Raw genomic sequence first — 26,011 nt, 5'->3', positions numbered from 1 at the left:
CGGCCTGGCGACGGACGACCTAAGGCCTCGGCCGCGCCAGCAGCTGGGCCAGTTCGAGGTACATCGGCCGCGTCAGCAGCCGCGCCACACCGCTCGACAGCAGCGCGGTGGCCATCAGGCTGAGCACCATGGCGTGGCCGGACACCATCTCCATCACGATGATGAAGGCCGTGATCGGCCCCTGCGTGGTGGCCGCCAGGAAACCCACCATGCCGAGAGCGATCAGCGGGATCGCCGCCTGCGCGCCCACGCCGGTGAGCTGGGCGATGTCGTGGCCGATGCCCGCGCCGATCGCCAGCGACGGCGCGAACGTGCCCGCGGGCACGCCGCTCCAGGCCGACAGCCAGGTGGCGCAGAACTTCAGCAGCGTGTAGACCGCCGGCAGCTCGGCCTGCGCCTCGAGCAGCGCGCGGGTGGGCGCATAACCGGCGCCGGCCGTGGCGCCGCCGGTAACGAGGCCGATCACGGCCACCGCCAGCGCGCAGCCGGCGCCGAAACGCAGCGGGTGCTGCGCCCGCCAGCGGCTGCAGCGGTCGGGCAGGCCGCGTGCCGAGGCCACGATCAGGCGCGAGAACAGCCCGCCCGCCAGCCCCGCCACCAGCGCCACCAGCAGGCCCGGCCCGAACAGCGACCATGACAGCTGCTGCACCCGCAGCACGCCGAAATAGCTCAGGTTGCCGAACACCGACACCGCCACCAGCCCCGACAGCACGATGCTCAGGATCACCAGCGAGCTCTGCGACAGGCTGCGCCGGCGTGACAGCTGTTCCAGCGCGAACATCACCCCGCCCAGCGGCGTGTTGAACGCCGCGGCGATGCCGGCCGCGGCGCCGGCCACCATCAGGTCGTGGGCGTCGATGCCGGCGCCGGGCGAAAGCCAGCGCCGGGCGTGCTGCATCACGCCGGCGCCGACCTGCACGGTCGGGCCTTCGCGGCCGATCGACAGGCCCGCCAGCAGGCCGCCCGCGACCAGCGCGATCTTGTGCAGCGACAGCCGCAACGACACCAGCGCGGCACGCCGCTCGGGCGGCGTCTGGTCATCGAGTGCCAGCACCACCTGCGGGATGCCCGAGCCCAGCGCGCCGGGCACGAAGCGGCGTGTCCACCACAGCAGCGCGACGGTCAGCGCCGGGGTCCAGATCAGCGTCAGCCAGCGGCCGTAGCCGTTGCCGTTATCGCTGCCGAGCTGGCGCAGGTGCTCGAAGGCCTCGCTCGCGGCCTCGGCCAGCAGCGTGAAACCCACCACCACCAGGCCGGTGGCGGCCGCGTAGGCCAGCACCACCGCACGGTCGCGCCACTGCGCGCCGGAGGCCAGTTCGAGGCGCAGGTTGCGCCAGAAGTCGGGTTCGTGATCGTGCATGACGGCAGGCGATGCAAGCCCGATGCCGGCGCGGTCTCGGCGTGGTTCAGGCGGCGCCGAGCGTGCGGGCGTGGTGTCTCAGGTGGTCGTCGACGAAGCTGGCGATGAAGTAGTAGCCGTGGTCGTAGCCGGCGTGGCGGCGCAGCGTCAGCGGCTGGCCGGCTGCCTCGCAAGCCGCTTCGAACCTCTCCGGGTGCAGCTGCTCGGCCAGGAACTTGTCCGCCAGGCCCTGGTCGATCAGGATGCCGCCGGGGTAGGGCGCTGCCGTCTGCGTGGCCATCAAGGCGCTGGCGTCGTGCGCGGCCCAGAGCGACTCGTCCTGCCCGAAATAGCCGGTGAAAGCCTTGTGCCCCCACGGGCAGTGGCTGGGCGCGCAGATCGGCGCAAAGGCCGACACGCTGGCAAAGCGCCCGGGGTGACGCAGCGCCAGCGTCAGCGCGCCGTGCCCGCCCATCGAGTGGCCGAACAGGCCCGCTCGCGCACCGTCGAGCGCGAACGTGTCGGCCACGCCCGGCAGCAGCTCGTCGAGCAGGTAGCTCTCCATGCGCCAGTGGCCGGACCACGGCGCGTGGGTGGCGTCCACATAAAAGCCCGCGCCGACGCCGAAGTCCCAATGCTGGTCTTCGCCGATCACGCCCGCGCCGCGCGGGCTGGTGTCGGGCATCAGCAGCGCCAGGCCGAGTTCGGCCGCCAGGCGCTGCGCGCCGGCCTTCATCGTGAAGGTCTCTTCGGTGCAGGTCAGCCCGGCGAGATAGGTGAGCACCGGCACGCGCTCGCCGGCCAGCGCCTGCGGCGGCAGGAAGAGCGCGAACTGCATCGGCAGCCCGATCGTGTGCGAGGCGTGGCGGTAGAAACGCTGCACGCCGCCGAAGCAGCCGTGTTCGCTGCGAAGTTCGAGGCGGTCGAAAGGCATCTCAGTACCGCCCGGCCGTTCCGAAGGTACTGAGCGCCCCCATGGGGGGCAGCGAACGAAGTGAGCGTGGGGGCCTCATTTCAGAATTCCACCACCGCGCGGATCGACTCGCCGCTCTTCATCAGCTCGAAGCCGCGGTTGATGTCCTCGAGCTTGAGCTTGTGGGTGATCAGGTCGTCGATGTTGATCTTGCCGTCCATGTACCAGTCGACGATCTTCGGCACGTCGGTGCGCCCGCGTGCGCCGCCGAAGGCCGAGCCTTCCCACTTGCGGCCCGTCACCAGCTGGAACGGCCGGGTGCTGATCTCGGCGCCCGCCTCGGCCACGCCGATGATGATGCTGCGGCCCCAGCCCTTGTGCGTGCACTCGAGCGCGTCGCGCATGACCTTCGTGTTGCCGATGCACTCGAAGCTGTAGTCGGCGCCGCCGTCGGTCAGCTGCACGATCGCGTCGACCAGGCTGCCGCCGGCTGCGGCCACGTCCTTCGGGTTGATGAAGTGCGTCATGCCGAACTGGCGCGCCATCGCCTCGCGCGCCGGGTTCAGGTCCACGCCGATGATCTTGTCGGCACCCACCATCCGGGCGCCCTGGATCACGTTCAGGCCGATGCCGCCCAGGCCGAACACGACCACGTTGGCACCCGCCTCGACCTTGGCCGTGAAGATCACCGCGCCGATGCCGGTGGTGACGCCGCAGCCGATGTAGCAGACCTTGTCGAACGGTGCATCGGGGCGGATCCTGGCCAGCGCGATCTCCGGCACCACCGTGTGGTTGGCGAAGGTGCTGGTGCCCATGTAGTGGAAGATGGGCTGGCCGTCGAGGCTGAAGCGGCTGGTCGCGTCGGGCATCAGGCCCTTGCCCTGCGTGCCGCGGATCAGCTGGCACAGGTTGGTCTTGCGCGAGAGGCAGAACTTGCACTGCCGGCACTCGGGCGTGTAGAGCGGGATGACGTGGTCGCCCTTCTTGAGCGTCGTCACGCCCGGCCCCACGTCGACCACGACGCCCGCGCCCTCATGGCCGAGGATGGCCGGGAAGATGCCTTCCGGGTCGGCGCCCGACAGCGTGTAGTAGTCGGTGTGGCAGATGCCGGTGGCCTTGATCTCGACCAGCACTTCGCCGAACTTCGGGCCCTCGAGGTCGACGGTTTCGATGGTCAGGGGTTGGCCGGCTTTCCAGGCGACGGCGGCGCGGGTTTTCATGGGCAGGATCCTTGGCGGGAAGGGGCAGGGTGGAGGGCAGCAGGAATCGACCGCATGTTAGACGCGCAGCGGCACCGGATGTGCACGAATCACGCCGCTGGTCATCGGTCTGCCAAGGGTCTATGATGGTAAGTATTCAATTACTTGCCAGTGACCGAACTGCCTGCGATGCCGACCCGACTGTCCACCGAGGAGCGCCAGACCGAGATCGTCGCCGCGGCCTTGCGCCTGGCCGAGGCGTTCAGCCCGGCCCGGATCACGACCGGCGAGATCGCCGCGGCGGTGGGCGTCAGCCAGGGGGCGGTGTTCAAGCACTTCTCCAGCAAGGAGGCGATCTGGCTGGCGGCGATGGGCCGGGTCCGGACGCAGCTGCTGCAGTCGCTCGACGCGGCGGCGCAGGCGGCGGCCACGCCGCTGGCGGCCTTGGCGGCGGTGTTCAGGGCCCATGTCGATTTCGTGGTCGCCCATCCCGGCGTGCCGCGGCTGATCTTCCATGAGCTCGAGCAGCCGGCCGACTCCGCCGTCAAGCAGGAGGTGCGGGCGCTGCTGCAGGCCTATCGCAAGCTGCTGCTGCGCCTGCTCGACGCCGCCGTGCGCCAGGGCCAGGCCAGCGCGGTGCTCGACCAGGAAGCGGCCGCCACGCTGTTCGTCGGCATCGTGCAGGGCCTGGTGATGCAGTCGATGCTGAGCGGCAAACCCGCCACGATGAAAGCCCAGGCCGATCGCGTGTTCGCCCTCTATCTGCACGGCATCTGCGAGGTCTCATGAAACCCTTTTCACTCGTTTCGCGCCGGCTCGCGCTGGCCTTGCTGGGCGCCGTGCTGATCGGCGCGCTGGCTTTCGTGGTGATGCGCGCGGGCCCGCTGGCGCCGACCCGCGTGACGGTCGTGAAGGTGAGCGAAGGCCGCTTCGCGCCGGCGCTGTTCGGCATCGGCACGGTCGAGGCACGCCGCAGCTACCTGATCGGGCCGACCGCCGCCGGGCGGGTGCGCGTGGTGGCCGTCGACGTGGGTGACACGGTGCGGCCCGGCCAGTTGCTGGCCGAGATGGACCCGGTCGATCTCGACCAGCGCGTGGCCGCGCTCGAGGCCTCGCGCGCGCGGGCCGGCAGCGCGGTGGCTGCGGCGCAGGCCCAGCACCAGGACGCCACGGCGCGGCGCGAACTGGCCATCGTCAACGCCCGCCGCTACATCGAACTGGGCGAGCAGAACTTCATCAGCGTCGGCGCGGTCGAGGCCCGGCGCCAGGAGCAGACCTCCGCCGAGGCCGGTGTGAGCGCCGCCCAGGCCAACCTCGATGCGGCGCGGCAGGACCTCCGGCGCCTGGCCGCCGAGCAGGCCGCCTTGCACCAGCAACGCACCAACCTGCGCCTGCTGGCGCCGGTGGCCGGCGTGGTCATCGGCCGCGATGCCGAGGCCGGCTCCACTGTGGTGGCGGGCCAGGCGGTGATCCGGCTGATCGAGCCGACGTCGCTGTGGGTCAAGGTGCGATTCGATCAGGGCCGCTCGGCCGGCCTGGCCGCGGGGCTTCCGGCCGCGGTCGTGCTGCGTTCGCAGCCCTCGCAGCCGCTGGCCGGCCAGGTCGTGCGAGTCGAGGCGGTGAGCGACAGCGTGACCGAGGAGCGCGTCGCCCTGGTGGCCTTCGATCACCTGCCGGCCGGTGTGTCGGTGGGTGAGCTGGCCGAGGTGACGCTCACGCTGCCCGCCACCGCGCCGGCGCTGCTGCTGCCCAATGCCGGCCTCCAGCGCCAGGGCGAGCAGGTCGGTGTCTGGCGGGTCGACGGCAGCGGCGGCCTGCACTTTGCCCCGGTGCGGGTCGGCCGGAGCAGCCTCGACGGCCAGGTGCAGGTGCTCGACGGTCTCGACGCCGGCGACGCGGTGGTGGTCCACAGCGAGAAGGCGCTCACCGCCCGCAGCCGCATCCAGGTGGTCGATGCCCTGACGGGGCTGCTGCGATGATCAGCCTGGCCGGCCGCGACATCCTGCATTCGTGGGGCAAGTTCGTGCTCACAGGCCTCGGCCTGGGCCTGCTGATCGGCGTCACGCTGACCATGGCCGGGGTCTACCGTGGCATGGTCGACGACGCCCGGCGGCTGCTCGACAACAGCGGCGCCGACCTGTGGGTGGTGCAGCAGCACACCCAGGGGCCGTACGCCGAAGCGTCGAGCCTGCGCGACGACGCCGTGCGCGGCGTGCTCGGCCTGCCCGGCGTGGCGCGGGCCGCCAACGTCACCTACCTGACGATGCAGGTCGCCCGCAGCGCAGCGGCACCCGGCGTGGCGGCGGTGGGCGAGGACGTGCGCGCGATGGTGGTCGGCTTCGAGCCCGGCCAGCCCGGCGAACCCGGTCATCTGCTGGCGGGCCGCCACATCACGCGCAGCCACTACGAGGCGGTGGCCGACGTGCGCACCGGCTTCGCGATCGGCGAGCGCATCCGCATCCGGCGCCACGACTACACGGTGGTGGGGCTGACGCAGCGCATGGTGTCGTCGGGTGGCGACCCGATGGTCTTCATCGCGCTCAAGGACGCCCAGGAGGCGCAGTTCCTCAAGGACAACGAGGCCATCCTCAACGATCGCGCCCGCACCGCCGCCAACCCCGGCCTGAATCGACCGGGCGTGCCTGGGCTGCTCGAAGCCATCCAGGCTTCGCAGGCCAGCAGCCGCAGCGTCAACGCCGTGCTGGTGCAGATCCGCCCCGGCTTCGACGCCGAAGCGGTGGCCGAGCCGATCCGCCGCTGGAAGCACCTCGGCGCCTACACCCGCGCGCAGATGGAGGAGATCCTGGTGGCCAAGCTGATCGCCACCTCGGCCCGGCAGATCGGCATGTTCCTGGTGATCCTGGCGGTCGTCAGCGCGGCCATCGTCGCCTTCATCATCTACACCATGACGCTGGGCAAGATCCGCGAGATCGCGGTGCTCAAGCTGATCGGTACCCGCAACCGCACCATCGCCGGGATGATCCTGCAGCAGGCGCTCGGGCTCGGCCTGATCGGCTTCATCGTCGGCAAGGTGGCGGCCACGTTCTGGGCGCCGGTGTTCCCGAAGTACGTGCTGCTGGAGTCCGGCGACGCCGTGCGCGGCTTCATCGTGGTGATGCTGATCTGCGCGCTGGCCAGCACGCTGGCGATCCGTGTCGCGCTCAGGGTCGACCCGGCCGCGGCGATCGGAGGCTGAAGATGCGACCCGAACTCGGCATCCGCATCGAAGGCCTGCGCAAGCGCTACGGCGAGGGCGACACCGCGGTCGATGCGCTCAAGGACGTCAACATGACGGTCGCGCCCGGCGAGGTGGTCGGGCTGATCGGCCCGTCCGGCTCGGGCAAGAGCACCTTGCTCAAGTGCCTGGGGGCGGTGATCGAACCCACGGCGGGCCGCATGATCCTGGGCGGCGAGGCCATCTACGCCGACGGCTGGCAGACGCCCGACCTGCGCGCGCTGCGGCGCGACCGCATCGGCTTCGTGTTCCAGGCGCCGTACCTGATCCCGTTTCTCGATGTCACCGACAACGTCGCGCTGCTGCCGATGCTGGCCGGCGTGCGCAACGGCGCGGCGCGCGAACGTGCGGTCGAGCTGCTCGAGGCGCTCGATGTCGGGCATCGCGCCCGGGCCTGGCCGTCGCAGCTGTCGGGCGGCGAACAGCAGCGGGTCTCGATCGCCCGCGCGCTGGCCAACAAGCCCCCCGTGATCCTGGCCGACGAGCCGACCGCGCCGCTCGACAGCGAGCGCGCACTGGCCGTGGTGCGCATCCTCAACCAGATGGCCGTGCAGCATCACACCGCCATCATCGTCGTCACCCACGACGAGAAGATCATCCCGACCTTCAAGCGGATCTATCACATCCGCGACGGACGAACCTACGAAGAGGCCGGACTCGGGCAGAGCCTGTAGCCGCGCGAACGGGCCTCAGCGGCCCGCCAGCGCCACCTCGATCGCCGCCAGGGTCTGCGCATCGAAGCCGAGTTGCGCCGTCGCCGTCGCCGCCACCGCGTCGCGCACCTGCTGCGGCCGGCTCGCGCCGATCAGCACCGACGTCATGCCGGGGTGTCGCAGCACCCAGGCCAGCGCCATCTGCGCCAGCGTCTGGCCGCGCGTCAGCGCGATGCGATTCAGCGCGGCGATGGTGCGCAGCCGCTGCGGCGTGAGGTCGGTCGGGCGCAGGAAACCCACGCCCTTGGCGGCGCGTGAATCGGCCGGGATCTCGCACAGATAACGGTCGGTCAGCAGCCCCTGCGCCAGCGGCGAAAACGCGATGCAGCCCACGCCTTCATCGGCCAGCGCATCGAGCAGGCCGCCCTCGATCTGGCGGTCGAGCAGGTTGTAGCGCGGCTGGTGGATCAGGCACGGCGTGCCGCTTGCGCGCAGCAGGCGCGCGGCCTCGCGCAGCAGTGCCGGCGGGTAGTTGGACACGCCCACGTACAGCGCGCGGCCGCTGCGAACGATGTGCGCCAGCGCGTCCATCGTCTCTTCGAGCGGCGTGTCCGGGTCGGGCCGGTGGTGATAGAAGATGTCGACGTGATCGACCTGCATGCGCCGCAGGCTCTGGTCGAGGCTGGCCACCAGATATTTGCGCGAGCCGCCGTCGCCATACGGCCCCGGGCCCATGCGGTAGCCGGCCTTGGTGGAGAGGATCAGCTCGTCGCGGTGGGCCGAGAAATCCTGCTTCAGCAGCGCGCCCACGTGTTCTTCGGCCGAGCCCGGCGGCGGGCCGTAGTTGTTGGCCAGGTCGAAGTGCGTGACGCCCAGGTCGAAGGCGCAGCGCAGCGTCTCGCGCATGGTGTCGACGCGGTCGACGTCGCCGAAGTTGTGCCACAGCCCGAGCGACACCGCGCCCAGCTTGAGCCCGCTGCGGCCGCAGCGGCGATAGGGCAGCGTGTCGTAGCGCTGGACGGCGGCTTGATAGGGCGGGGTCGAGCTCATCGGGGCATCGCTTTCTCGGATCGTTTCAGATCGGCCCGGCGCCCGCGCTCGGATGGCAGACGTAGACGGTGGCCGCCTCGCCGCTGGGCGCGCGGTATTGCGCCTCGATGGCGGTGCGGGCGGCGTCGACCATCGCCTCGGGCAGCAGCGCCACCACGCAGCCGCCGAAGCCGCCGCCGGTCATGCGCGCGCCGCCCGCCGTGCCGATCACGCCTTGCAGGATTTCGACCAGCTGGTCGATCGCCGGCACGGTGATCTCGAAGTCGTCGCGCATCGACGCGTGCGACGCGGCCATCAGCTCGCCCATGCGGCGCAGGTCGTTGGCCGCCAGCGCCTCGGCGGCATCGAGCGTGCGCTGGTTCTCGGTCACGATGTGGCGGGCGCGGCGGAACACCCGCTCATCGAGCGAGCCCCGTTCGGCCAGCAGCCGGGCCTCGTCGACATCGCGCAGCGCCGGCACGCCGTAGTGCCGCGCTGCGGCCTCGCATTGCTGGCGGCGGGTGTTGTATTCGCTGTCGACCAGGCCGCGCTTGACGCGTGAATGCACGATCAGCACGGCGACATCATCGGGCAGGTGCACCGGCGCGGCGTCGAGCGAGCGGCAGTCGATCAGCAGCGCGTGGCCGGCCGCGCCGCGGGCCGAGATCAGCTGATCCATGATCCCGCAGTTGATGCCGACGAACCGGTTCTCGGCCTTCTGCGCCAGCAGCGCGATCTCGGTGGCCGACAGCTCGTCGAAGCCCTGCAGCGTCTTGAAGGCCTGGCCGATCGCCACTTCGAGCGATGCCGACGACGACAGCCCCGCACCCTGCGGCACGTTGCCGGCCACCGCCAGCTCGGCGCCGCGCAGCGGCAGGCCGTGATCCAGCAGCATCTTGACCATGCCGCGCACGTAGTTGGCCCAGCCCATGTCGCCGGCGGTCAGCGGCTTGATCGGCGCGTCGAGGCTGAACTCGTCGAGCTTGTTGCCGTAGTCGGCCGCCACCACGCGCACCAGGCGATCGTCGCGCGGCTGTGCGGCCACCAGCGTGTGGTAATCGATCGCGCAGGGCAGCACGAAACCGTCGTTGTAATCGGTGTGTTCGCCGATCAGGTTGACGCGGCCGGGGGCGTGCACGACGCAGCTGGGCGCGGCATCGAAGCCGACGCTGAACGAGGTGAGCACGCGTTTTAGCAGAGGTGATTTCATGGTTCGGGTGGCCTCAGTTGCCGCGGTAGTGCTGGTCGCCGAGCGCACGCAGGCGTTCGGCGGCTTGTTCGGGGGTGAGGTCGCGCTGCGCCTCGGCCAGCATCTCGAAGCCGACCATGAACTTGCGCACCGTCGCCGAGCGCAGCAAGGGTGGATAGAAATGCGCGTGCAGCTGCCATGGCTCAGCCGATGAGCCATCGAACGGCGCGCCGTGCCAGCCCATCGAATACGGGAACGAGCACTGGAACAGGTTGTCGTAGCGTGAGGTCAGCTTCTTCAGCGCCACGGCCAGGTCGGCGCGCTGTTCGGCGTTCAGTTGCGGCAGCTGCTGCACGGCAAAACGCGGCAGCAGCAGCGTCTCGAAAGGCCAGGTGGCCCAGTACGGCACCACCGCCAGCCAGTGCGGCGTCTCGACCACCACGCGCGCGCCGGCTGCGGCCTCGCGTTCGGCGTAATCGAGCAGCAGCGCGCGGCCGTGCTGTGCAAAGTAGGCGCGCTGTTCGCGGTCTTCGGTGGCGGCTTCGTTGGGCAGGTGGCCGGTGGCCCAGATCTGGCCGTGCGGGTGCGGCTGCGAGCAGCCCATCACCGCGCCCTTGTTCTCGAACACCTGCACCCACGCGTGCGTGCGGCCGAGTTCGGCGGTCTGCTCGCACCAGGTGTCGACGACGTTGCCGATCGCGTCGAGCGGCAGCTCCGGCAGCGTCTTGCCGTGATCCGGCGAGAAGCAGATCACCCGGCTGGTGCCGCGCGCCTCGTGCAGCTGGAACAGCGGGTCGGCGCTCGCGGGCGCGGCCGGCACCGCGGGCATCAGCGCGGCGTGGTCGTTGGTGAAGACGAAGGTGCCGGTGTAGGCCGGGTTGACGTCGCCGCTGACACGCGTGTTGCCGGCACACAGGTAGCAGCCGGGGTCGTGGGCGGGCAGGGCCTCGTCCTGCGCGGCTTCCTGCTGGCCTTGCCACGGCCGCTTCGAGCGGTGTGGCGACACCAGCACCCACTGGCCGGTCAGCGCGTTGCGGCGGCGGTGCGAGTGCTCCGCTACATCGAATGTCTCGGGTGTTGCGCTCATGATTCGTAGCCGTTCGGATGGGTGGATTGCCAGCGCCAGGTGTCGGCGCACATCTGGTCGAGCGTGCGGGTGGCGCACCAGCCCAGCTGCGACTCGGCCCGGGTCGGATCAGCCCAGCAGGCGGCCACGTCGCCGGGGCGGCGCGGCGCGAATTCATGCGGCAGCTCGCGGCCACACGCGCGGCCGAAGGCGGCCAGCATCTCCAGCACGCTGTTGCCGTGGCCGGTGCCGAGGTTGAACACGTGCAGGCCGGCGCGGCCGTGGGCGTGGTTCAGCGCGGCGAGGTGGCCGTCGGCCAGGTCCATCACGTGGATGTAGTCGCGCATGCCGGTGCCATCGGGCGTGGGGTAGTCGCGGCCGAAGATGCGCAGCGCCTCGCGCCGGCCGACCGCGACCTGCGCGATGAAGGGCATCAGGTTGTTGGGCACGCCCTGCGGGTCTTCGCCCATCAGCCCGCTCGGGTGCGCGCCCACCGGGTTGAAGTAGCGCAAGGCCGTCATCGACCAGGCCGGGTCGCTGGCCACCACGTCGGCCAGGATCTGCTCGACCATCAGCTTGGTGCGGCCGTAGGGGTTGGTGGCCGAGGTGGGGGTGTCCTCGCGCAGCGGCATCTGCGTGGCGTCGCCATAGACGGTGGCCGACGAGCTGAACACCAGCGTGCGCACGCCCGCATCACGCATCGCCTCGATCAGCACCAGCGTGCCGTGCACGTTGTTGTCGTAGTAGCTCAGTGGCTGAGCCACCGACTCGCCCACCGCCTTGAGGCCGGCGAAGTGGATCACCGCGTCGATCGCGTGTTCGCGCAGCAGGTGGTCGAGCAGCGCGCGGTCGCGGATGTCGCCCTGCACGAAGGCCGGTCGCTGGCCGGCGACCTGCTCGATGCGGTCGATCACCGCGGCCTTGGCGTTGTGCAGGTTGTCGAGGATCACCGGCTGCAGCCCGGCAGCGATCAGCTGCACGCAGGTGATGCTGCCGATGTAGCCGGCGCCGCCGGTGACGAGGATGCGCTTCATCGTCAGACCTTCTGCAGCCGCACGATGAACGCGGTCTCGGCCTGCGCACGCGGCAGCGGCAGGCCGGCGTGGGCGAGCCAGGCGCCGTCGAGCGTCAGGCCTTCGGGCGTGTTGATGGCATCGAAGAACGGCGCGGTGTTGTGGTGGCCGGTGGCGCGAACGGTGCCGTCGGGCAGCACCTCGTGCACGCGGTAGCGCGCGCCGGCGTCGAGCATGGTCAGGCGCAGCACCGGCGTGTAGCGGTGCGAGCTCGGCGCCGTGCGGTAGACCAGCAGCAGCACGTCGCCCGCGGCCGCGTTGCCATGGGCCTGCCAGGCGATGCCGTCGGCCACCTCGCCCAGCCAGACCCGGCCCGTGTGCAGGCGATCGCGCAGCTGCTTGTAGAGCGCGATCCAGGCGCGCAGCTCGGTGGTCTCGGCCTCGTTCAGGTGCCGCACGTCGAGCTCGACGCCCAAGTGGCCGGGCAGCGCCACCGCGGCGCGGAAGGCCATGTTCTGCGTGCGCCCGGTGGTGTGCGAGGGCGCGGTGCCGACGTGCGAGCCCATGATCTCGGGCGGGAAGAACTGCAGAAAGCCGCGCTGGATCGCCACCCGCGAGAGGGCATCGATGCAGTCGCTGGTCCAGACCCGATGGGTGTGGCGCAGCACCGCGAAATCGATGCGCCCGCCGCCGCCCGAGCAGCTCTCGATCTCGACCTGCGGATGGGCCGCGCGCAGCCGCGCCATCAGCGCGTAGACCGCATGCACCTGGGCCCGATAACCGGGCGCGCCGTTGGCCAGGCCGGCCGGTGCGAGGTCGCGGTTGTGGTCCCACTTCAGGTAGTCGATCGGGTGCGCGGCCAGCAGCGCGGAGATCTTGTCGAACAGGTAGTCGGCCGCCTCGGGGCGCGAGATGTCGAGCACCAACTGGTTGCGCGCGGTCAGCAGCGGCCGGCCGGCGACCTGCAGCGCCCAGTCCGGGTGGGCGCGGAACAGCTCGCTGTCGGGGTTGACCATCTCGGGCTCGACCCACAGGCCGAAGCTCATGCCGAGGCCGTTGACGTGGCCGATCAGCTCGCCCAGGCCGGCGGGGAACTTGCTCTCGTCGGGCCACCAGTCGCCGAGCGCGGCGCGGTCGTGGTGGCGACCGTGGAACCAGCCGTCGTCGAGCACGAAGCGCTCGATGCCCACGGCCGCGGCGGCGGTGGCGAGTTCCTTGACCGGGCCGGGGTGGACGTCGAAGTAGAAGCCTTCCCAGGTGTTGAGGTGCACCGGCCGCGCGCGCATCGCGCCGCCCGGCCAGTTCAGGCGCGAGCGCAGCTCGGCGTGGAAGTTGGCGGCCAGGCCGTTCAGGCCGGCGGTCGAGCAGCTCGCCACGATCTCGGGCGTGTGCAGCGCCTGGCCCGGTGCGAGCCGGCCTTCGCCGGGTGCCAGCCACTCGCCCATCTGCCACTGGTATTGGCCGTCGTGCAGCCACTCGATGGTCTGCTGGTGGTTGCCCGACCACGCGAGGTGCGCGCCGAACACCAGGCCGGCGTCGTCGGTGGCGCCGGGCGTGGTCACCACCGCACCGGGAAAGCAGTCGTGGCTGGTGCGGCCGCGCCGGCTTTCCTTGCGCCACAGGCTGCGCGTCAGCGGATCGGTCTGCAGCAGGAATTCATGCACGTGCTGGCCGGCGTAGGAGCGCACCTGCTGGCTGTGGCCGGGCAGCGGCAGCGTGCCCGAGGCGAGCCATTGCACGTCGATCGCGCTGTCGCCCAGGTTGTGCAGCGTGCTCTGCAGCGTGAGCACGTCGCTGGCCGCGTCGAGCTTGAGCGTGAGGTCCAGGCGCAGGCGGGCGACGTCGTCGTGCAGGTGCAGACAGACGGCCGAGCCGGGCGCCAGCCATTCGATCTCGCAGCGCGTGTACGCCTGCGCGAAGTCGAGCCCGTCGCGGTGCGCCAGCAGCGCGCTCTGGCCGAACCAGCCGACGCCGAAGGTCGGTGCCACCGTCAGCGGCTGGTCGAAATCGAGCATGAAGGACGGCAGCGGCCGGCTGTCGCGCAAGGCCGCGCCGGGTGTCGCCGCATCGGGCAGGCGCGGGCCCCAGTAGCGCCAGATCGGCGCCTCGTCGGCATGGGCTTCGATGACGATGCTGCTGGCGCGGCCGTGCAGCGCGATGAACTGCGCGGGGCTGTCAGGCAGGGATGCGGAGTGGGTGCGGGTGTTCATGAGCGGCTTGAGAAGAGGCGGTTCAGTTCAGGTGCCACAGGGCGATGCCCCGCGGCGCGAGCGTTGCCGAGCCCAGCAGGGGCGCGGCCGAAGAGGACGAGGGCGTCGACGTCGGCGTGTAGGCCAGCGTGCGATCCGAGAAGTTGCAGGCCAGCAGCAGGCCGCCGATGCGGCTGACGCGCAGGTCGGCGGGCAGCGGCTGCGGCGACAGGCCGGCGTCGGTGGCCGCGCGCATCAGAAGTTGCCGCCAGCCGTCGGCGTCGAGCCAGCCGGCGACGTAGCGCAAGCTGCCCAGTCGCGTGACGGCGGCGCGGCCGTCGTCGTCGAACAGCGCCTCGGCCTGCGCGCCCGTCAGCGCGAGGTCCTCGCGCCAGCGCTGGGCCGTGGCGACTGAACCTGCATCGCCCTCGAAGCGGATCACCGCCTGCACGCCCGGCGGCAGCGATGCCACCCGCAGCACCTGCACGCCGGCCAGCGCGCTCAAGGCGCCGGGCGCGAGGTTCTCGGGTATCGCCAGCACCTCGGTCTTGGCGCCGGCACGTGGGCCGAGCACGATCTGCGCGCCGGCTGCTGCGGCTTGCGTGAGCGCCTTCACCAGCGCGGCTGACGCATGCAACTGCACCGGCAGCACGATCAGCGCGTAGCCGGCCAGCGCGGCGTTCGGGCTCACGATGTCGACATCCAGCCCCAGCTGGCGCAGCGCGCTGTAGACGCGGAACTGCAGCTCCAGCGGGTTGTAGTCGGCGCCCTGCGGCTGGATCTGCGCCATCCACAAGCTGTCGTAGTCGAACACCAGCGCGACGCGGTTGACGATGCCTTGCGCGTTCAAATCCATCTGCGTGGACAGCGCCTGCAACTCGGCGCCGACCTGTGCGGCTTCGACGCCGCCCTGGTCGACACTGCGGTCCGGCCGGTGCAAGCCGGTGTGCATCTGCTCCTGCGCAAACGGCGCCTGGCGCCAGCGGAAGTAGCTCACCACCTCTGCGCCGTGCGCGAACGCCTGCCAGCTCCACAGCCGCACCATGCCGTCATGCGGCGCGGTGTTCCAGCTCGCCCAGTTGACCGGGCCGGGCTGCTGCTCCATCACCCACCAGCGGCCGTGGGCAGGCGCATCGGCGCGCGTGCTGGCGCACATGCCGCGATACAGGTCGTGGTGAAAGCCCGGGATGTCCGGGTGGCCGACGCGGGCGTAACGCGCCTTCTCGTCGGCCGAGAGGAAGAAGTTCTGCGTGAAGCCGAGCGGGTAGCTGTCCCAGGTGGCGATGTCGAGATCGGCGGCCACGTCGTGGTGGTCGAACTCGGTGAAGAAGCCCATGAAGTTGTGCGACACCGGCCGAGCAGGCGACAGCTCGCGCAGGATCTCGACCTGCTCGCGGTTGAAGGCTCGCACCTCGTCGGAGGCGAAGCGGCGCCAGTCGAGCCGGTGCGCCGGATGCGCCTCGGTGACGGTGCCGACCGGCGCGTCGATCTGATCGAACGAGCGGTATTCCATGCTCCAGAACACCGTGCCCCAGGCCGTGTTGAGCGCGGCGATGTCGCCGTAACGCGCCTGCAGCCAGCGGCGGAAACCGGCCTTGGCGGCGGCCGAATAACTCAACACCGTGTCGTGGCAGCCGTATTCGTTGTCGGTCTGCCAGGCGGCCACGGCTGGGTGTTGACCGTAGCGTTCGGCCACTGCGCGACTGATGCGGCGCGACTCGGCCCGGTAGCCGGCGTGCGAGAAGCAGTAATGCCGGCGCGAGCCGAAGCCGCGCGGTTGGCCGTGGGCGTCGATCGCGAGCATGTCCGGCATCGTGTCCACCAGCCACTTCGGCGGCGTGGCGGTGGGCGTGCACATCACGACCTTCAGGCCCTGCGCGTGCAGCGTCTCGATCGCTTCATCGAGCCAGGCCCAGTCGAACACGCCCGGCGACGGTTCGATGCGGCTCCAGGCGAACTCGGCGATGCGCACCCAGCTGATGCCCATCGCGCGCATGCGCTGCGCGTCATCGGCCCACCCGGATGGCGGCCAGTGTTCGGGGTAGTAGCAGACGCCCAGTTGCATGGCGTTTCTCCGACTCGGGTCGCCTCAGGCCGCTTCGGGCAGCAGCAGGTCGGTGTCGGGGATCAGCCGTTCGAGTGCGCGGCCGTGTTCGTCGAACAGGTGGGCCGAGCGGGCGGGTATCGCCATCGCCAGTCGGTGGCCCGACACCGCGTGCACATGGCCCGGTGCCTTGGCGACCAGCGCGTCGCCGCCGGTGGCCAGGCTGTGTTCGGCGTCACCACCGTCGAGGTAGAGGTAGGTCGACTCGCCCAGCCGCTCCTGCCACTGCACCGGCCGCACGATGTGCTGCTCGTCGGTGCCCAGGCGGGTGTCTTCGGGGCGGATGCCCAGCGTGACGGGCGCACCGCTCTGCAGGCGGCGTGCGTCGACGGCGGCCTGCAGCACCTCGCCGCTGTGCAGCTCGATGGTGGCCTGATCGGGCGTGGCGCTGCGCAGCTTGCCGCGCAGGAAGTTCATCTTGGGGCTGCCGATGAAGCCGGCCACGAACAGGTTGTTCGGCCGGTGATAGAGCTCCAGCGGCGAGCCGCACTGCGCCACGCTGCCGTCGCGCTGCACCGCCTCGCCGCTGTTGAGCAGCAGGATGCGGTCGGCCAGCGTCATCGCCTCGACCTGGTCGTGGGTTACGTAGACGGTGGATGCGCGGCCGAAGTCGCGGTGCAGCTTGGCGATCTCGAAGCGGGTCTGCACGCGCAGTGCGGCATCCAGGTTCGACAGCGGCTCGTCGAACAGGAAGACGCCCGGCTCGCGCACGATGGCGCGGCCGATCGCCACCCGCTGGCGCTGGCCGCCCGACAGCGCCTTGGGCTTGCGGTCGAGCAGCGCGTCGAGCTGCAGCACCTTGGCCGCGGCGCGCACCTTCTCGTCGATGATCTTCTTGTCCACCTTCGCCAGGCCGAGGCCGAAGGCCATGTTCTCGTAGACCGACATGTGCGGGAACAGCGCGTAGGTCTGGAACACCATCGCCACCCCGCGGTGCGCGGGCGGCACGTCGTTCATCAGCGCGCCGCCGATGCGCAGCTCGCCGCCGCTGATCTCCTCCAGGCCCGCGATCATGCGCAGCAGGGTCGACTTGCCGCAGCCCGAGGGCCCCACGAAGACGCAGAACTCGCCTTGCGGGATGTTGAGGTTCACGTCGCGGATCACCGGCGGGTTGTCGCCGTAGGCCTTGAAGACGGATTTCAGTTCGATGCTGGCCATGCGGGCTCCAGTGCTGCAGCGGGAGGGCGGTGAAGGGACGGGACAAGTCCGCTGCGGAATGGAGCTGATTCTGCTGATAATAATATTAGCGATAATTGGTGAAAACCCTTGCGGCCGTGCCGTGCCTGGCCGCGCCGGCGTTGGTGGCTGCGCCGTGGCGGCGTCGGTACGGGTCTCAGCGCCGCTTGACGGTCTCGCGCTCGACCAGCGGGCAGTCGATCTTGATCAGCGAGCGGCGGCTGCCGCGCTGCTCGGGTGCCAGCGCGGCCTCGGCCAGCAGGGCCTCGACGGCGGCGCGGCCCATCTCGTAGTTGGGCAGCACCATCGTCGTCAGCGGCGGGTGGGTGTGGCGCGAGATTTCCTGGTCGTCGTAGCCCAGCACCGACACGTCGGCCGGCACCTTCTTGCCGAGCTGCGCCAGGGCTTCGAGCGCGCCCAGCGCCATCAGGTCGTTGGCGCAGAAGATCGCGGTCGGCGGGCGCGGCAGCGCCATCAGCGCCAGCGTGCCGTCGAAGCCACCGCCGCTCATCCAGTCGCCGTCGCGCACCAGCGCGGGGTCGAACGGCAGGTCGGCGGTGGCGAGTGCGCGGCGGTAGCCCTTCAGGCGGTCTTTCGCGGCCTCCATCCAGGGCTCGCCGTTGATGAAGCCGATGCGGCTGTGGCCGGCCGCGATCAGGTGGTCGGTGCCGGCATGGCCGCCGGCCACTTCGCCGGGCACGATGGTGGGCAATTTGCTGTGTTCATCGTGGCAGTTCAGCAGCACGGTGGGCACGTCGCGCAGCGCCTCGGGCAGCGTAGCGGCGCGGGTGAAGATGGTCGAGTAGACGACGCCCAGCAGCTGCGGATGGGCCTTCAGCGCGGCGATCGCGGCGGCCTCCTGGTCGGCGTTGCTGCGCGTCACGCAGACGCTGACGACGCAGTCGTGCTCCCAGGCCGCGTCGCGCGCGCCGTCGACGCTCACCACCGGGTGCGGGCTGGTCGAGATCTCGTCGACCAGGTAGCCGATCAGGTTGCGGCGCGGGCCGGGTGCCTCGGCGCTGCGGGGGGCGATGTCGGCGCTTTCGCGCCGCGGCAGGCGGTAGCCCAGCTCGACGGCCACGCTCAGCACCTTGGCGCGGGTGGTGTCCGACAGGCGTGCGCCGCTCATGTTGTTGAGCACCATCGAGACCGTCGACTGCGACACGCCGGCGGCCTTGGCGACATCGGTCATGGTCGGGCGGCGCTCGGGCGGGGAGGGGGCTTTGCGGGTGCTCACGGTGGGGTGCGACGGGTCCGGGTCGGGTTGTTGTGTCGGGGTTCGACGCCCGCGGTGGGCGGTCGGTGCTGATTATCAGTAAACAAGGTTCCGGTTTCGACCCATGCGGACGGCATGACGGCAGATTGGCTGCTAATAAAATTTGCTGATATCAGTGAAAACACCGTGTTGATGATCGGGCCGGATTCCTATGATCGGCTCCTAACTCGAGTTAGTTGCTCGAGACGAAGGCTGCCCACCATGTCCGATCCTGTTGTTCCTGTCCCGTTCGACCTTGCGCCGCGCCGGCGTGGCTGGGCGGCGTTCAAGCACGCCTTCGGGCCGCTGCGCCGGCTGGAGACCACCACCGGTTGGCTGCTGGTGCTGCCGGCGCTGATCGGCTTCGTGCTGTTCTATGCGATGCCGACGCTGCGCGCGCTGGAGATCAGCTTCACCGACTGGAACCTGCTGAGCGAGCCCAAGCCGGTCGGCTGGGCCAACTACGCCAAGATGATCCAGGACGGCAAGTTCTGGCACGGCATGAAGCTGTCGCTCTACTACGTGGTCCTGAACATCCCGCTGCAAATCGTGCTCGGGCTGTTCCTGGCGGTGGCGATGGACCGGCTGACGCGCTCGCTGTTCGTCAAGTCGGTGGTGCTGCTGCCCTACCTGCTGTCGAACGTGCTGGTGGCGCTGATGTGGGTCTGGCTGCTCGATCCGCTGCTGGGCGGCGTCAATCACCTGATCACCTTTCTCGGCATGAGCCGCCACCCGTTTTTCGCCAGCCCCGACGAGGCGCTGATCACGGTCGCCGCGGTCAACATCTGGCGCCACATGGGCCTGTGCGCGCTGCTGTTCCTGGCCGGGCTGCAGGGCATTCCGCGCTATCTGTACGAGGCCGCCTCGCTCGAGGGCGCCAGCGAGTGGCAGATGTTCCGCCGCATCACGCTGCCGCTGCTGCGCCCGGTGATGGTGTTCGTGCTGGTCACCAGCGTGACGGGTTCGTTCCAGATCTTCGACACCGTGGCGGTGGCCACCAACGGCGGGCCGCTCGAATCGACCCGGGTGATCGTGCACTACATCGTGCAGAACGCCTTCGGCTTCTACAAGATGGGCTACGCCTCGGCGATGTCGCTGACGCTGGGCATGGTGATGGTGCTCTACACCATCGTGCAGATGCGCATCATGCGTTCGAACGAGAACGACCTGGCCTGACCTGGCTCACGCACCGAGCCACCCCGCGCCGCTGCTTCACCGCGTCGTTGCTCCACCGCATTCATCGTTTGAAGGAACCCGCCATGTCCGCCGCCCTTCCCACCGCCGTCGTGCCCAGCGCCTCGGTGCGCGCACGCCGCGTCTCGTCCTCGCGCCTGCTGGCCTGGGCCATCCTCGGCCTGATGCTGTTCGTCACGGTGGCGCCGCTGTGGCTGGTGCTCAAGACCGCGCTCACGCCATCGGCCGACCTGTTCACGCAGAGCGCGCAGCTGATGCCGGATCAGCCGACGCTGGCGCACTTCCAGCGCGTGCTCGGGCTGCTGAGCCCCGAGCAGGCGATGGCGCACGGCGGCTCGGGCGCCGAGATCCATTTCATGCGCGCGCTGACCAACTCGCTGCTGTTCACCGCCATCGTCGTGGTCTGCCAGGTGCTCACCAGCGCGATGGCCGCCTATGCCTTCGCCCGCTTGCGCTTCCCCGGCCGCGACGTGCTGTTCGGGCTGTTCGTCGCATCGATGATGATCCCGGGCGTCGTCACCTTCATCCCCAACTTCATCCTGATCAAGGACCTGGGCTGGCTCAACACGCTGGCCGGCATGGTGGCGCCGTTCTGCCTGTTCTCGGCCTTCGGCATCTTCTTCCTGCGCCAGTTCTTCATGTCGGTGCCGCGTGACCTCGAAGAGGCCGCGATGCTCGAAGGTGCCTCGCCGCTGCGCATCTTCTGGACCGTGGTGCTGCCGCTGGCGGCCACGCCGATCGCCACCATCGCGATCCTGCAGGGCATCAACATGTGGAACGAGTTCTTCTGGCCCTTCCTGGTCGCCAAGGACGAGGAGATGCAGGTGCTGACCGTGGCGCTGCAGAGCTTCAAGTCGCAGACCCCGCAAGGCCAGCCCGACTGGACCGGCCTGATGGCGGCCACCGCGCTGACCATCCTGCCGACGCTGGCGCTGCTGGTGATCTTCGGCCGCCGCGTTGTCGAGTCCGTGCAGTTCAGCGGCAGCAAGTGAATTCCGTTTGTTCCCAGCGCATCGCGCCTTCCACCCCGTAGAGGAGACATGTCCATGACCATCCGCCGCCACATCCTGTCCGCCGCCGCGCTGCTCGCCGCCGCCGGCGCCGCCCACGCCGTCGACGTCAAGTACGTGCTGTGGGACTCGGGCCAGCGCCCGGCCTACCAGCAGTGCGCCAGCGACTTCGAGCGCGCCAACCCCGACATCAAGATCAAGATCAGCCAGCAGGGCTGGGACGAGTACTGGACCGGCATCTCGACCGGCTTCATCTCGGGCACCGCGCCCGACGTGTTCACCAACCACCTGGCCAAGTACCCCGAGTTCGCCAAGAACAACCAGCTGGTCGACCTGGCCCCGCTGATTGCCCGCGACAAGGTCAAGACCGACATCTACGCCAACGGCCTGTTCGACATCTGGGGCCGTGACGGCAAGCAGTACGGCCTGCCGAAAGACTGGGACACCATCGCCTTCATCGTCAACATGGACGTGGCCAAGAAGGCCGGCGTGACGCTGGCCGAGTTGAACAACATGACGTGGAACCCGAAGGACGGCGGCACCTTCGAGCAGATCGTCAAGAAGCTGACGATCGACGCCAACGGCAACAACGCGCTCAGCCCCAAGTTCGACAAGAGCAAGGTCGCCACCTACGGCTACCAGAACCCGGGTGCCGGCGGCATGATGGGCCAGACCGAGTGGAGCCACTTCGCGGTCAGCAACGGCTTCAAGTTCCAGGACAAGCCCTGGGCCGGCAAGTTCTACTACGACGACGCCAGGCTGGCCGAGACCATCCAGTACATCGCCGGCCTGCCGGGCAAGGGCGTGTCGGCCACGGCCGAAGACGTCAGCAAGCTGGGCTCGGGCGGCATGTTCATGTCGGGCAAGGCAGCGATGATCCCCGAGGGCTCGTGGATGATCAACCACTTCGCCACCAACACCAAGTTCGGCTACGCCTGGGTGCCGCTGCCCAAGGGCCCGACCGGCGTGCGCGCCACCATGTTCAACGGCCTGGCCGATTCGATCTGGGTCGGCAGCAAGAACAAGGAGCAGGCCTGGAAGTGGGTCAAGTACCTGGGCTCCGAGGCCTGCCAGAGCGTGGTCGCCAAGGCCGGCGTGGTGTTCCCGGCCGTCAAGGGCCTGCCGGACACGGTGACGGCGGTGCACAAGGCCAAGGGCATCGACGACTCGGCCTTCCTCGAGATGGCCAGGGGCAAGACCTTCCTGGCGCCGATCGCCGACAACGGCTCGCAGGTCAACGACCTGATGCTCAACGCGATCGACTCGGTGCTGCGTGGCAAGGCCCAGGCCGCGACCGCGTTGAAGGACGCCAACGGCCAGGTCAACGCACTGTTCAAGTAAGCCGATCGGATCGGACCCTCGATGTCTCCGCCGCCTGCGCGGACATGACACCGTGCAGGCCTTGCGCGCCAGGGCGCGACCCTGGCGCGCGCTTTTTCCATCCCTCTTCGTGACACGAACCAGGAGCTGTTTCAACCATGCGTGATGCCTCCCCGCGCCGACTGAAGATCACCCTGATCGGTGCCGGCAGCACCGTCTTCACCCGCAACCTGCTGGGTGACATGCTCAGCCATCCCGAGCTCGCGGGCGCCGAGATCGCGCTGCACGACATCGACGAACACCGCCTGCGGCTGTCCGAAAAGGTGGCCTACCGCATCGCCGACGCGGTGGGCGCCAAGCCGGTGATCACCGCCAGCACCGACCGCCGCCGCGCGCTCGACGGCGCGCGCTTCGTGCTCAACACCATCCAGGTCGGCGGCTACAAGCCGGCCACCGTGACCGACTTCGACATCCCCAAGAAATACGGCCTCGAACAGACCATCGGCGACACGCTGGGCATCGGCGGCATCATGCGCGGCCTGCGCACGATCCCCGTGCAGTTGGCGATGCTGCGCGACATGGACGAGCTGTGCGCGCCCGGCGCCGTGCACCTCAACTACGTCAACCCGATGGCGATGATCACGTGGGCGCTCAACCGCGCCTCGACGCGCGTGCCCACCGTCGGCCTGTGCCACAGCGTGCAGCACACCGCGCAGGAGCTGGCCAACGACTTGGGGCTGCCGGTCGACGAGATCCAGTACCACTGCGCCGGCATCAACCACATGTCGTTCTACCTGCGCTTCGAGCGCAACGGCGAGGACCTGTACCCCAAGCTGCGCGACATCCAGCGCGAGGGCCGCATGCCGGCCTGGAACCGCGTGCGCTACGAGATGCTGCGTCAGCTGGGGCACTTTCCGACCGAGTCGAGCGAGCACTTTGCCGAGTACGTGCCGTGGTTCATCAAGCAGGGCCGCGAGGAGCTGCTGCGCAAGTTCAACATCCCGCTCGACGAGTACCCGGGCCGCTGCCAGGTGTTCGAACACGCCTGGCCCTACATCGAGCGTGAGCTCGAAGTGCCCGGCTCGCAGGATCCGGCCGCGCTGCTGGCGCAGCTGCGCGCCGCCGACATCCACGTCATGCAGCGCGAGATCGAAGGCGCGCCGCAGATGCTCGAAGGCCTGCGCTCGGTCAAGCGCAGCGTCGAATACGGCAGCGCGATCATCCATTCGATCGTGACCGGCCAGCCGCGCGTGATCAACGGCAACGTGCTCAACCACCAGCTGATCGACAACCTGCCGCAAGGCTGTGCGATCGAGGTGCCGTGCCTGGTCGACCACAACGGCGTGCAGCCCACGCGCGTGGGCAAACTGCCCGTGCACTTGGCGGCGCTGATGCGCACCAACGTCAACGTGCAGGAGATGGTGGTGGAGTCGGTGCTCGAACAGCGGCGCGACCACGTCTACCATGCGGCGATGCTCGACCCGCACACCGCCGCCACGCTCGATCTGGATCAGATCCGCGCGATGGTCGACGAGCTGCTGGCGGCGCACCGGCCCTTCCTGCCCGAGTACCTGCACGGCTGAGATCGGCGGCGTTCGTCCGCCGGTTTCACGCCGGCCACGAACAGGTCGCCGCGAGCGGATCGCCTCGACCACGCCGTCTTCGTCGCAGATCTTCTCCAGCCGGCTGCCGGGCTCGAAGCGCAGGCCTTGCTGCAGCTTGCCGCAGTGCGCGGCGTAACGGCCCTTGCAGTGCCCAGGCCTGCCGGGCTGAGTGCTTCTCTGGAGTCTCATGATGGACACCACGCCTGCCCTGTTGTCGAAAACGTCCGGCCTTGCCGCGGAACTCGTCCATCACAAGGACCTCTTGCCGCATGTCAAGGAAGCCCGTCTCGACGACGATGGCGGCGTTGCTGGTGTCGGTCTGTGCGCGCGCCACAAGGTGCACAGCCTCACGCACAGGTTGGCGCGTGCGCTGCAGGTCCCGCAGCGCCGCCTTGCCGGCGGCACGGTCGGCCTGCTGATCCCCAAGGCCGCTCACCTCCATGTCGACGTCTTCCTGGCGCAGCTCGGGGCTTGTGTCCACGGCATCTGCCAGGAGGTGGGGCTCGATCTGTTGATCGAGACCACCGATGACCTGGGGGCCGAGCCGGTCGCCTGCCTTGACCGGCTGCGCTCTCGCGGCATAGGCGGACTGATCGTCGTCAATCCGCGGGGCGAGGACTACGGCTTGCTGCATCGCCTGGCCGATGCCGGTGTCGCGCTGGTGGTGTTCGGCGCCGGTCTGCCCGGGCTGGAGCGCTTTGCGGCGCTGGGCTGCGACAGCCCCGGCGCGGTGCGGCTGCTGATGCGGCACCTGCAGCAGCTGGGTCATCGCCGCATCGGCCACGTGAGCTACGCGCCGGCCGAGTTCGTGCTGGTCGACGAGCGGGTGCGCGGCTGGACGGAGGCGTTGCTGGCCGATGGCGTGAGGCCCGAGCCGGCCTGGCTCGTGCACGCCGACATCAGCGCGGCCAGCGGTTATCAAGCCACTCGCAGCCTGCTGGCGCAGCAACGGCCACTGCCCGCAGCGCGGCGCATCACCGCGCTGTTCGCGGGCAACGACACGATCGCCTTCGGTGCCCTGCGTGCCGTGCGCGAGGCCGGCCTGCAGGTGCCGAGCGACATCGCCGTCGTCGGCTTCGACGATATTCCGCTGGCGGCCTACGCCGATCCGCCGCTGACGACGGTGCGCACCGATCCGATCGGCCATGGCCGCGAGGCGATGGCGCTGCTGCTGGCGCAACTGCGCGGACTGCGAGCACCACCCACACACTGGCTGGAGCGGCCCGAGCTGGTGGTGCGTGCGTCTTGCGGGGCGGTGCGTGGCTGAGCCGAACGCCGGGCGGGCCCATCAGTTGCCGGTGCGCTACCTGCCGGTCTTTGCACGTCCGAGGCTGCTTGCCCGGACCGGCCGGCTCGACTCGCGCTGCACCAGTTCGGTGGGCAGGATCACCGACGCCGGCCTGTGTCCTGCCAGCATGGCCATGACGCTGTCGACCAGGGCTCGACCTGCTTGCGCGATCGGTTGCCGGACGGTTGTCAGGGCCGGATTGAAATGCGCCGCCAGCTCGATGTCGTCGTAGCCGACCACGGCCACGTCCCCGGGTACCCGCCGGCCGGCGCGGCGCAGCGTGTTGATCGCGCTCATTGCACACAGGTCGCTGCCTGCGACGATGCCGTCCAGCAGGGTGCCGGTGGCCAGCAGGGCCTCGAGATCGGCGTGTATGCGTTCGCTGAGGAAGGGCAGGGTGCGCATCAGCCGTGGGTCGGCTTCCAGGCCACGATCCTGGTGGGCGCGCAGGTAGCCGGCCCGGCGCTGGGCGATCTCGGGCAGGCCCGGGTCGCCGACGAAGGCGATGTGCCTGGCGCCCTGATCGAGCAGGTGGGTGGCGGCGAGATGGCCGCCGTGCAGGTTGTCGGTCCCGACCGTGACATAGAGCTGTCTGGCCATGTGGCCGCCCCAGACGACGAAAGGCACGCCCCGTTGCGCCATCGCGTTGAGCTGGTCGTGGCTGTGCCATTGACCGATCAGGATGGCGGCCGCGGCACGGCCGGTTTCGATCGTGTGTGCCGCCAGGTCGAGCCGCTCGGAATCGATGCGCGACAGCAGCATGTCGTAGCCGCTGTGGGTCAGGGCATCGGCGATGCTGCCGATCAGGCTGAGGAAGAAGGGGTCGGAGAGGTGCTCGCGTGAGATCGCGTCGAAGGGCACGATCACCGCGACCGTGTGGTTCTGCTTCAGGCGCAGGTTCTGCGCGCCGACGTTGACCGCGTAGTTCAGCGAGCGGGCCAGGGCCTCGATGCGGGCGCGCGTTTCGGCGCCAACCCCGCGATTGCCGCTCAAGGCGCGCGAGACGGTCGCGATCGATACGCCTACCAGGCGCGCGATGTCGGCCATCTGAGGCCGGTCACCCGGAGTTAGCAGGGCAGGGGCTGCGGGGGGCGCTTTGGCGCGTCGTCGGTCCATGTCGGGAACGGCGCCGGGCTGCCGGTCTGCCGGGATGCAGGTGTGATGGGTGATGGCTCGAACAGGACCCGGACCTTTGTGAACGTTGGATACTGAACGTGCCGAATGATCGCTTCAAA

The 26,011-nt window shown here is 69.7% G+C and carries 21 protein-coding genes; 9 read left to right on the top strand and 12 right to left on the bottom strand.

What is annotated here, in order from left to right:
* Positions 1 to 19: 19 nt before the first annotated feature.
* From LCHO_RS16245 to LCHO_RS16235, 3 genes are all read right to left on the bottom strand, one after another.
* Positions 20 to 1,360 carry a chloride channel protein gene (locus LCHO_RS16245; RefSeq protein WP_012348262.1) on the bottom strand — a complete coding sequence of 447 codons (1,341 nt, stop codon included), beginning with the start codon at positions 1,358 to 1,360 and terminating at the stop codon, positions 20 to 22.
* A 46-nt stretch (positions 1,361 to 1,406) separates the two neighbouring features.
* A complete protein-coding gene (gene fghA, locus LCHO_RS16240; protein WP_012348261.1) occupies positions 1,407 to 2,273 on the bottom strand; it encodes an S-formylglutathione hydrolase in 867 nt (288 codons plus the stop codon).
* 80 nt (positions 2,274 to 2,353) lie between these two features.
* Positions 2,354 to 3,472 (bottom strand): S-(hydroxymethyl)glutathione dehydrogenase/class III alcohol dehydrogenase, encoded by a 1,119-nt coding sequence (locus tag LCHO_RS16235; protein WP_012348260.1) that lies wholly within the window; start codon positions 3,470 to 3,472, stop codon positions 2,354 to 2,356.
* Positions 3,473 to 3,640: 168 nt separating this feature from the next.
* Between LCHO_RS16235 and LCHO_RS16230 the strand changes: the two genes are divergently transcribed.
* The 4 genes from LCHO_RS16230 to LCHO_RS16215 are packed head-to-tail and all read left to right on the top strand — an operon-like array spanning position 3,641 to position 7,360.
* Positions 3,641 to 4,240 carry a TetR/AcrR family transcriptional regulator gene (locus LCHO_RS16230; protein ID WP_012348259.1) on the top strand — a complete coding sequence of 200 codons (600 nt, stop codon included), beginning with the start codon at positions 3,641 to 3,643 and terminating at the stop codon, positions 4,238 to 4,240.
* A complete protein-coding gene (locus LCHO_RS16225; RefSeq protein WP_012348258.1) occupies positions 4,237 to 5,430 on the top strand; it encodes an efflux RND transporter periplasmic adaptor subunit in 1,194 nt (397 codons plus the stop codon). The genes LCHO_RS16230 and LCHO_RS16225 overlap by 4 nt, the downstream gene beginning before the upstream one ends.
* The gene (locus LCHO_RS16220; protein WP_012348257.1) at positions 5,427 to 6,647 is read left to right on the top strand and encodes an ABC transporter permease; all 1,221 of its coding nucleotides are present in this window, start codon (positions 5,427 to 5,429) and stop codon (positions 6,645 to 6,647) included. The genes LCHO_RS16225 and LCHO_RS16220 overlap by 4 nt, the downstream gene beginning before the upstream one ends.
* Positions 6,648 to 6,649: 2 nt before the next feature.
* Positions 6,650 to 7,360: an ABC transporter ATP-binding protein gene (locus LCHO_RS16215; protein ID WP_012348256.1), complete on the top strand. Its 711-nt coding sequence runs from the start codon at positions 6,650 to 6,652 to the stop codon at positions 7,358 to 7,360.
* 15 nt (positions 7,361 to 7,375) lie between these two features.
* Here LCHO_RS16215 and LCHO_RS16210 read toward each other — a convergent pair whose 3' ends face one another.
* From LCHO_RS16210 to LCHO_RS16175, 8 genes are all read right to left on the bottom strand, one after another.
* The gene (locus LCHO_RS16210) at positions 7,376 to 8,389 is read right to left on the bottom strand and encodes an aldo/keto reductase (RefSeq protein WP_012348255.1); all 1,014 of its coding nucleotides are present in this window, start codon (positions 8,387 to 8,389) and stop codon (positions 7,376 to 7,378) included.
* Between the two features lie 25 nt (positions 8,390 to 8,414).
* Positions 8,415 to 9,578: a galactokinase gene (gene galK, locus LCHO_RS16205; RefSeq protein ID WP_012348254.1), complete on the bottom strand. Its 1,164-nt coding sequence runs from the start codon at positions 9,576 to 9,578 to the stop codon at positions 8,415 to 8,417.
* A 13-nt stretch (positions 9,579 to 9,591) separates the two neighbouring features.
* The gene (locus tag LCHO_RS16200; RefSeq protein ID WP_012348253.1) at positions 9,592 to 10,644 is read right to left on the bottom strand and encodes a UDP-glucose--hexose-1-phosphate uridylyltransferase; all 1,053 of its coding nucleotides are present in this window, start codon (positions 10,642 to 10,644) and stop codon (positions 9,592 to 9,594) included.
* Positions 10,641 to 11,657 carry a UDP-glucose 4-epimerase GalE gene (gene galE / locus LCHO_RS16195; protein ID WP_012348252.1) on the bottom strand — a complete coding sequence of 339 codons (1,017 nt, stop codon included), beginning with the start codon at positions 11,655 to 11,657 and terminating at the stop codon, positions 10,641 to 10,643. Before galE ends, LCHO_RS16200 begins: the two co-directional genes overlap by 4 nt.
* Before the next feature lie 2 nt (positions 11,658 to 11,659).
* The gene (locus LCHO_RS16190; RefSeq protein ID WP_012348251.1) at positions 11,660 to 13,846 is read right to left on the bottom strand and encodes an alpha-galactosidase; all 2,187 of its coding nucleotides are present in this window, start codon (positions 13,844 to 13,846) and stop codon (positions 11,660 to 11,662) included.
* 22 nt (positions 13,847 to 13,868) lie between these two features.
* A complete protein-coding gene (locus LCHO_RS16185) occupies positions 13,869 to 15,890 on the bottom strand; it encodes a beta-galactosidase (protein WP_012348250.1) in 2,022 nt (673 codons plus the stop codon).
* Positions 15,891 to 15,914: 24 nt separating this feature from the next.
* Positions 15,915 to 17,087, bottom strand: a complete 1,173-nt coding sequence (locus LCHO_RS16180) for an ABC transporter ATP-binding protein (protein WP_012348249.1) — start codon at positions 17,085 to 17,087, stop codon at positions 15,915 to 15,917.
* A 175-nt stretch (positions 17,088 to 17,262) separates the two neighbouring features.
* Positions 17,263 to 18,297: a LacI family DNA-binding transcriptional regulator gene (locus LCHO_RS16175; RefSeq protein WP_012348248.1), complete on the bottom strand. Its 1,035-nt coding sequence runs from the start codon at positions 18,295 to 18,297 to the stop codon at positions 17,263 to 17,265.
* Positions 18,298 to 18,582: 285 nt separating this feature from the next.
* Between LCHO_RS16175 and LCHO_RS16170 the strand changes: the two genes are divergently transcribed.
* The 5 genes from LCHO_RS16170 (at position 18,583) to LCHO_RS16150 (ending at position 24,755) form a co-directional block, all read left to right on the top strand.
* A complete protein-coding gene (locus LCHO_RS16170; protein WP_012348247.1) occupies positions 18,583 to 19,536 on the top strand; it encodes a carbohydrate ABC transporter permease in 954 nt (317 codons plus the stop codon).
* An 83-nt stretch (positions 19,537 to 19,619) separates the two neighbouring features.
* Positions 19,620 to 20,546 carry a carbohydrate ABC transporter permease gene (locus tag LCHO_RS16165; protein ID WP_012348246.1) on the top strand — a complete coding sequence of 309 codons (927 nt, stop codon included), beginning with the start codon at positions 19,620 to 19,622 and terminating at the stop codon, positions 20,544 to 20,546.
* A 54-nt stretch (positions 20,547 to 20,600) separates the two neighbouring features.
* Positions 20,601 to 21,905: an ABC transporter substrate-binding protein gene (locus tag LCHO_RS16160; protein WP_012348245.1), complete on the top strand. Its 1,305-nt coding sequence runs from the start codon at positions 20,601 to 20,603 to the stop codon at positions 21,903 to 21,905.
* 137 nt (positions 21,906 to 22,042) lie between these two features.
* Positions 22,043 to 23,467 (top strand): alpha-glucosidase/alpha-galactosidase, encoded by a 1,425-nt coding sequence (melA, locus tag LCHO_RS16155; protein WP_012348244.1) that lies wholly within the window; start codon positions 22,043 to 22,045, stop codon positions 23,465 to 23,467.
* 211 nt (positions 23,468 to 23,678) lie between these two features.
* Entirely contained in the window at positions 23,679 to 24,755 is a 1,077-nt protein-coding gene (locus tag LCHO_RS16150) for a LacI family DNA-binding transcriptional regulator (RefSeq protein WP_012348243.1), read from the top strand.
* A 36-nt stretch (positions 24,756 to 24,791) separates the two neighbouring features.
* On the opposite strand, the gene LCHO_RS16145 is transcribed toward LCHO_RS16150, so the two are convergent.
* Entirely contained in the window at positions 24,792 to 25,823 is a 1,032-nt protein-coding gene (locus LCHO_RS16145) for a LacI family DNA-binding transcriptional regulator (RefSeq protein ID WP_012348242.1), read from the bottom strand.
* Between the last annotated feature and the right edge of the window lie 188 nt (positions 25,824 to 26,011).

The organism is Leptothrix cholodnii SP-6, assembly GCF_000019785.1.
Classification (GTDB): domain Bacteria; phylum Pseudomonadota; class Gammaproteobacteria; order Burkholderiales; family Burkholderiaceae_C; genus Sphaerotilus; species Sphaerotilus cholodnii.
This window is presented reverse-complemented; position numbering and strand designations above follow the sequence as displayed.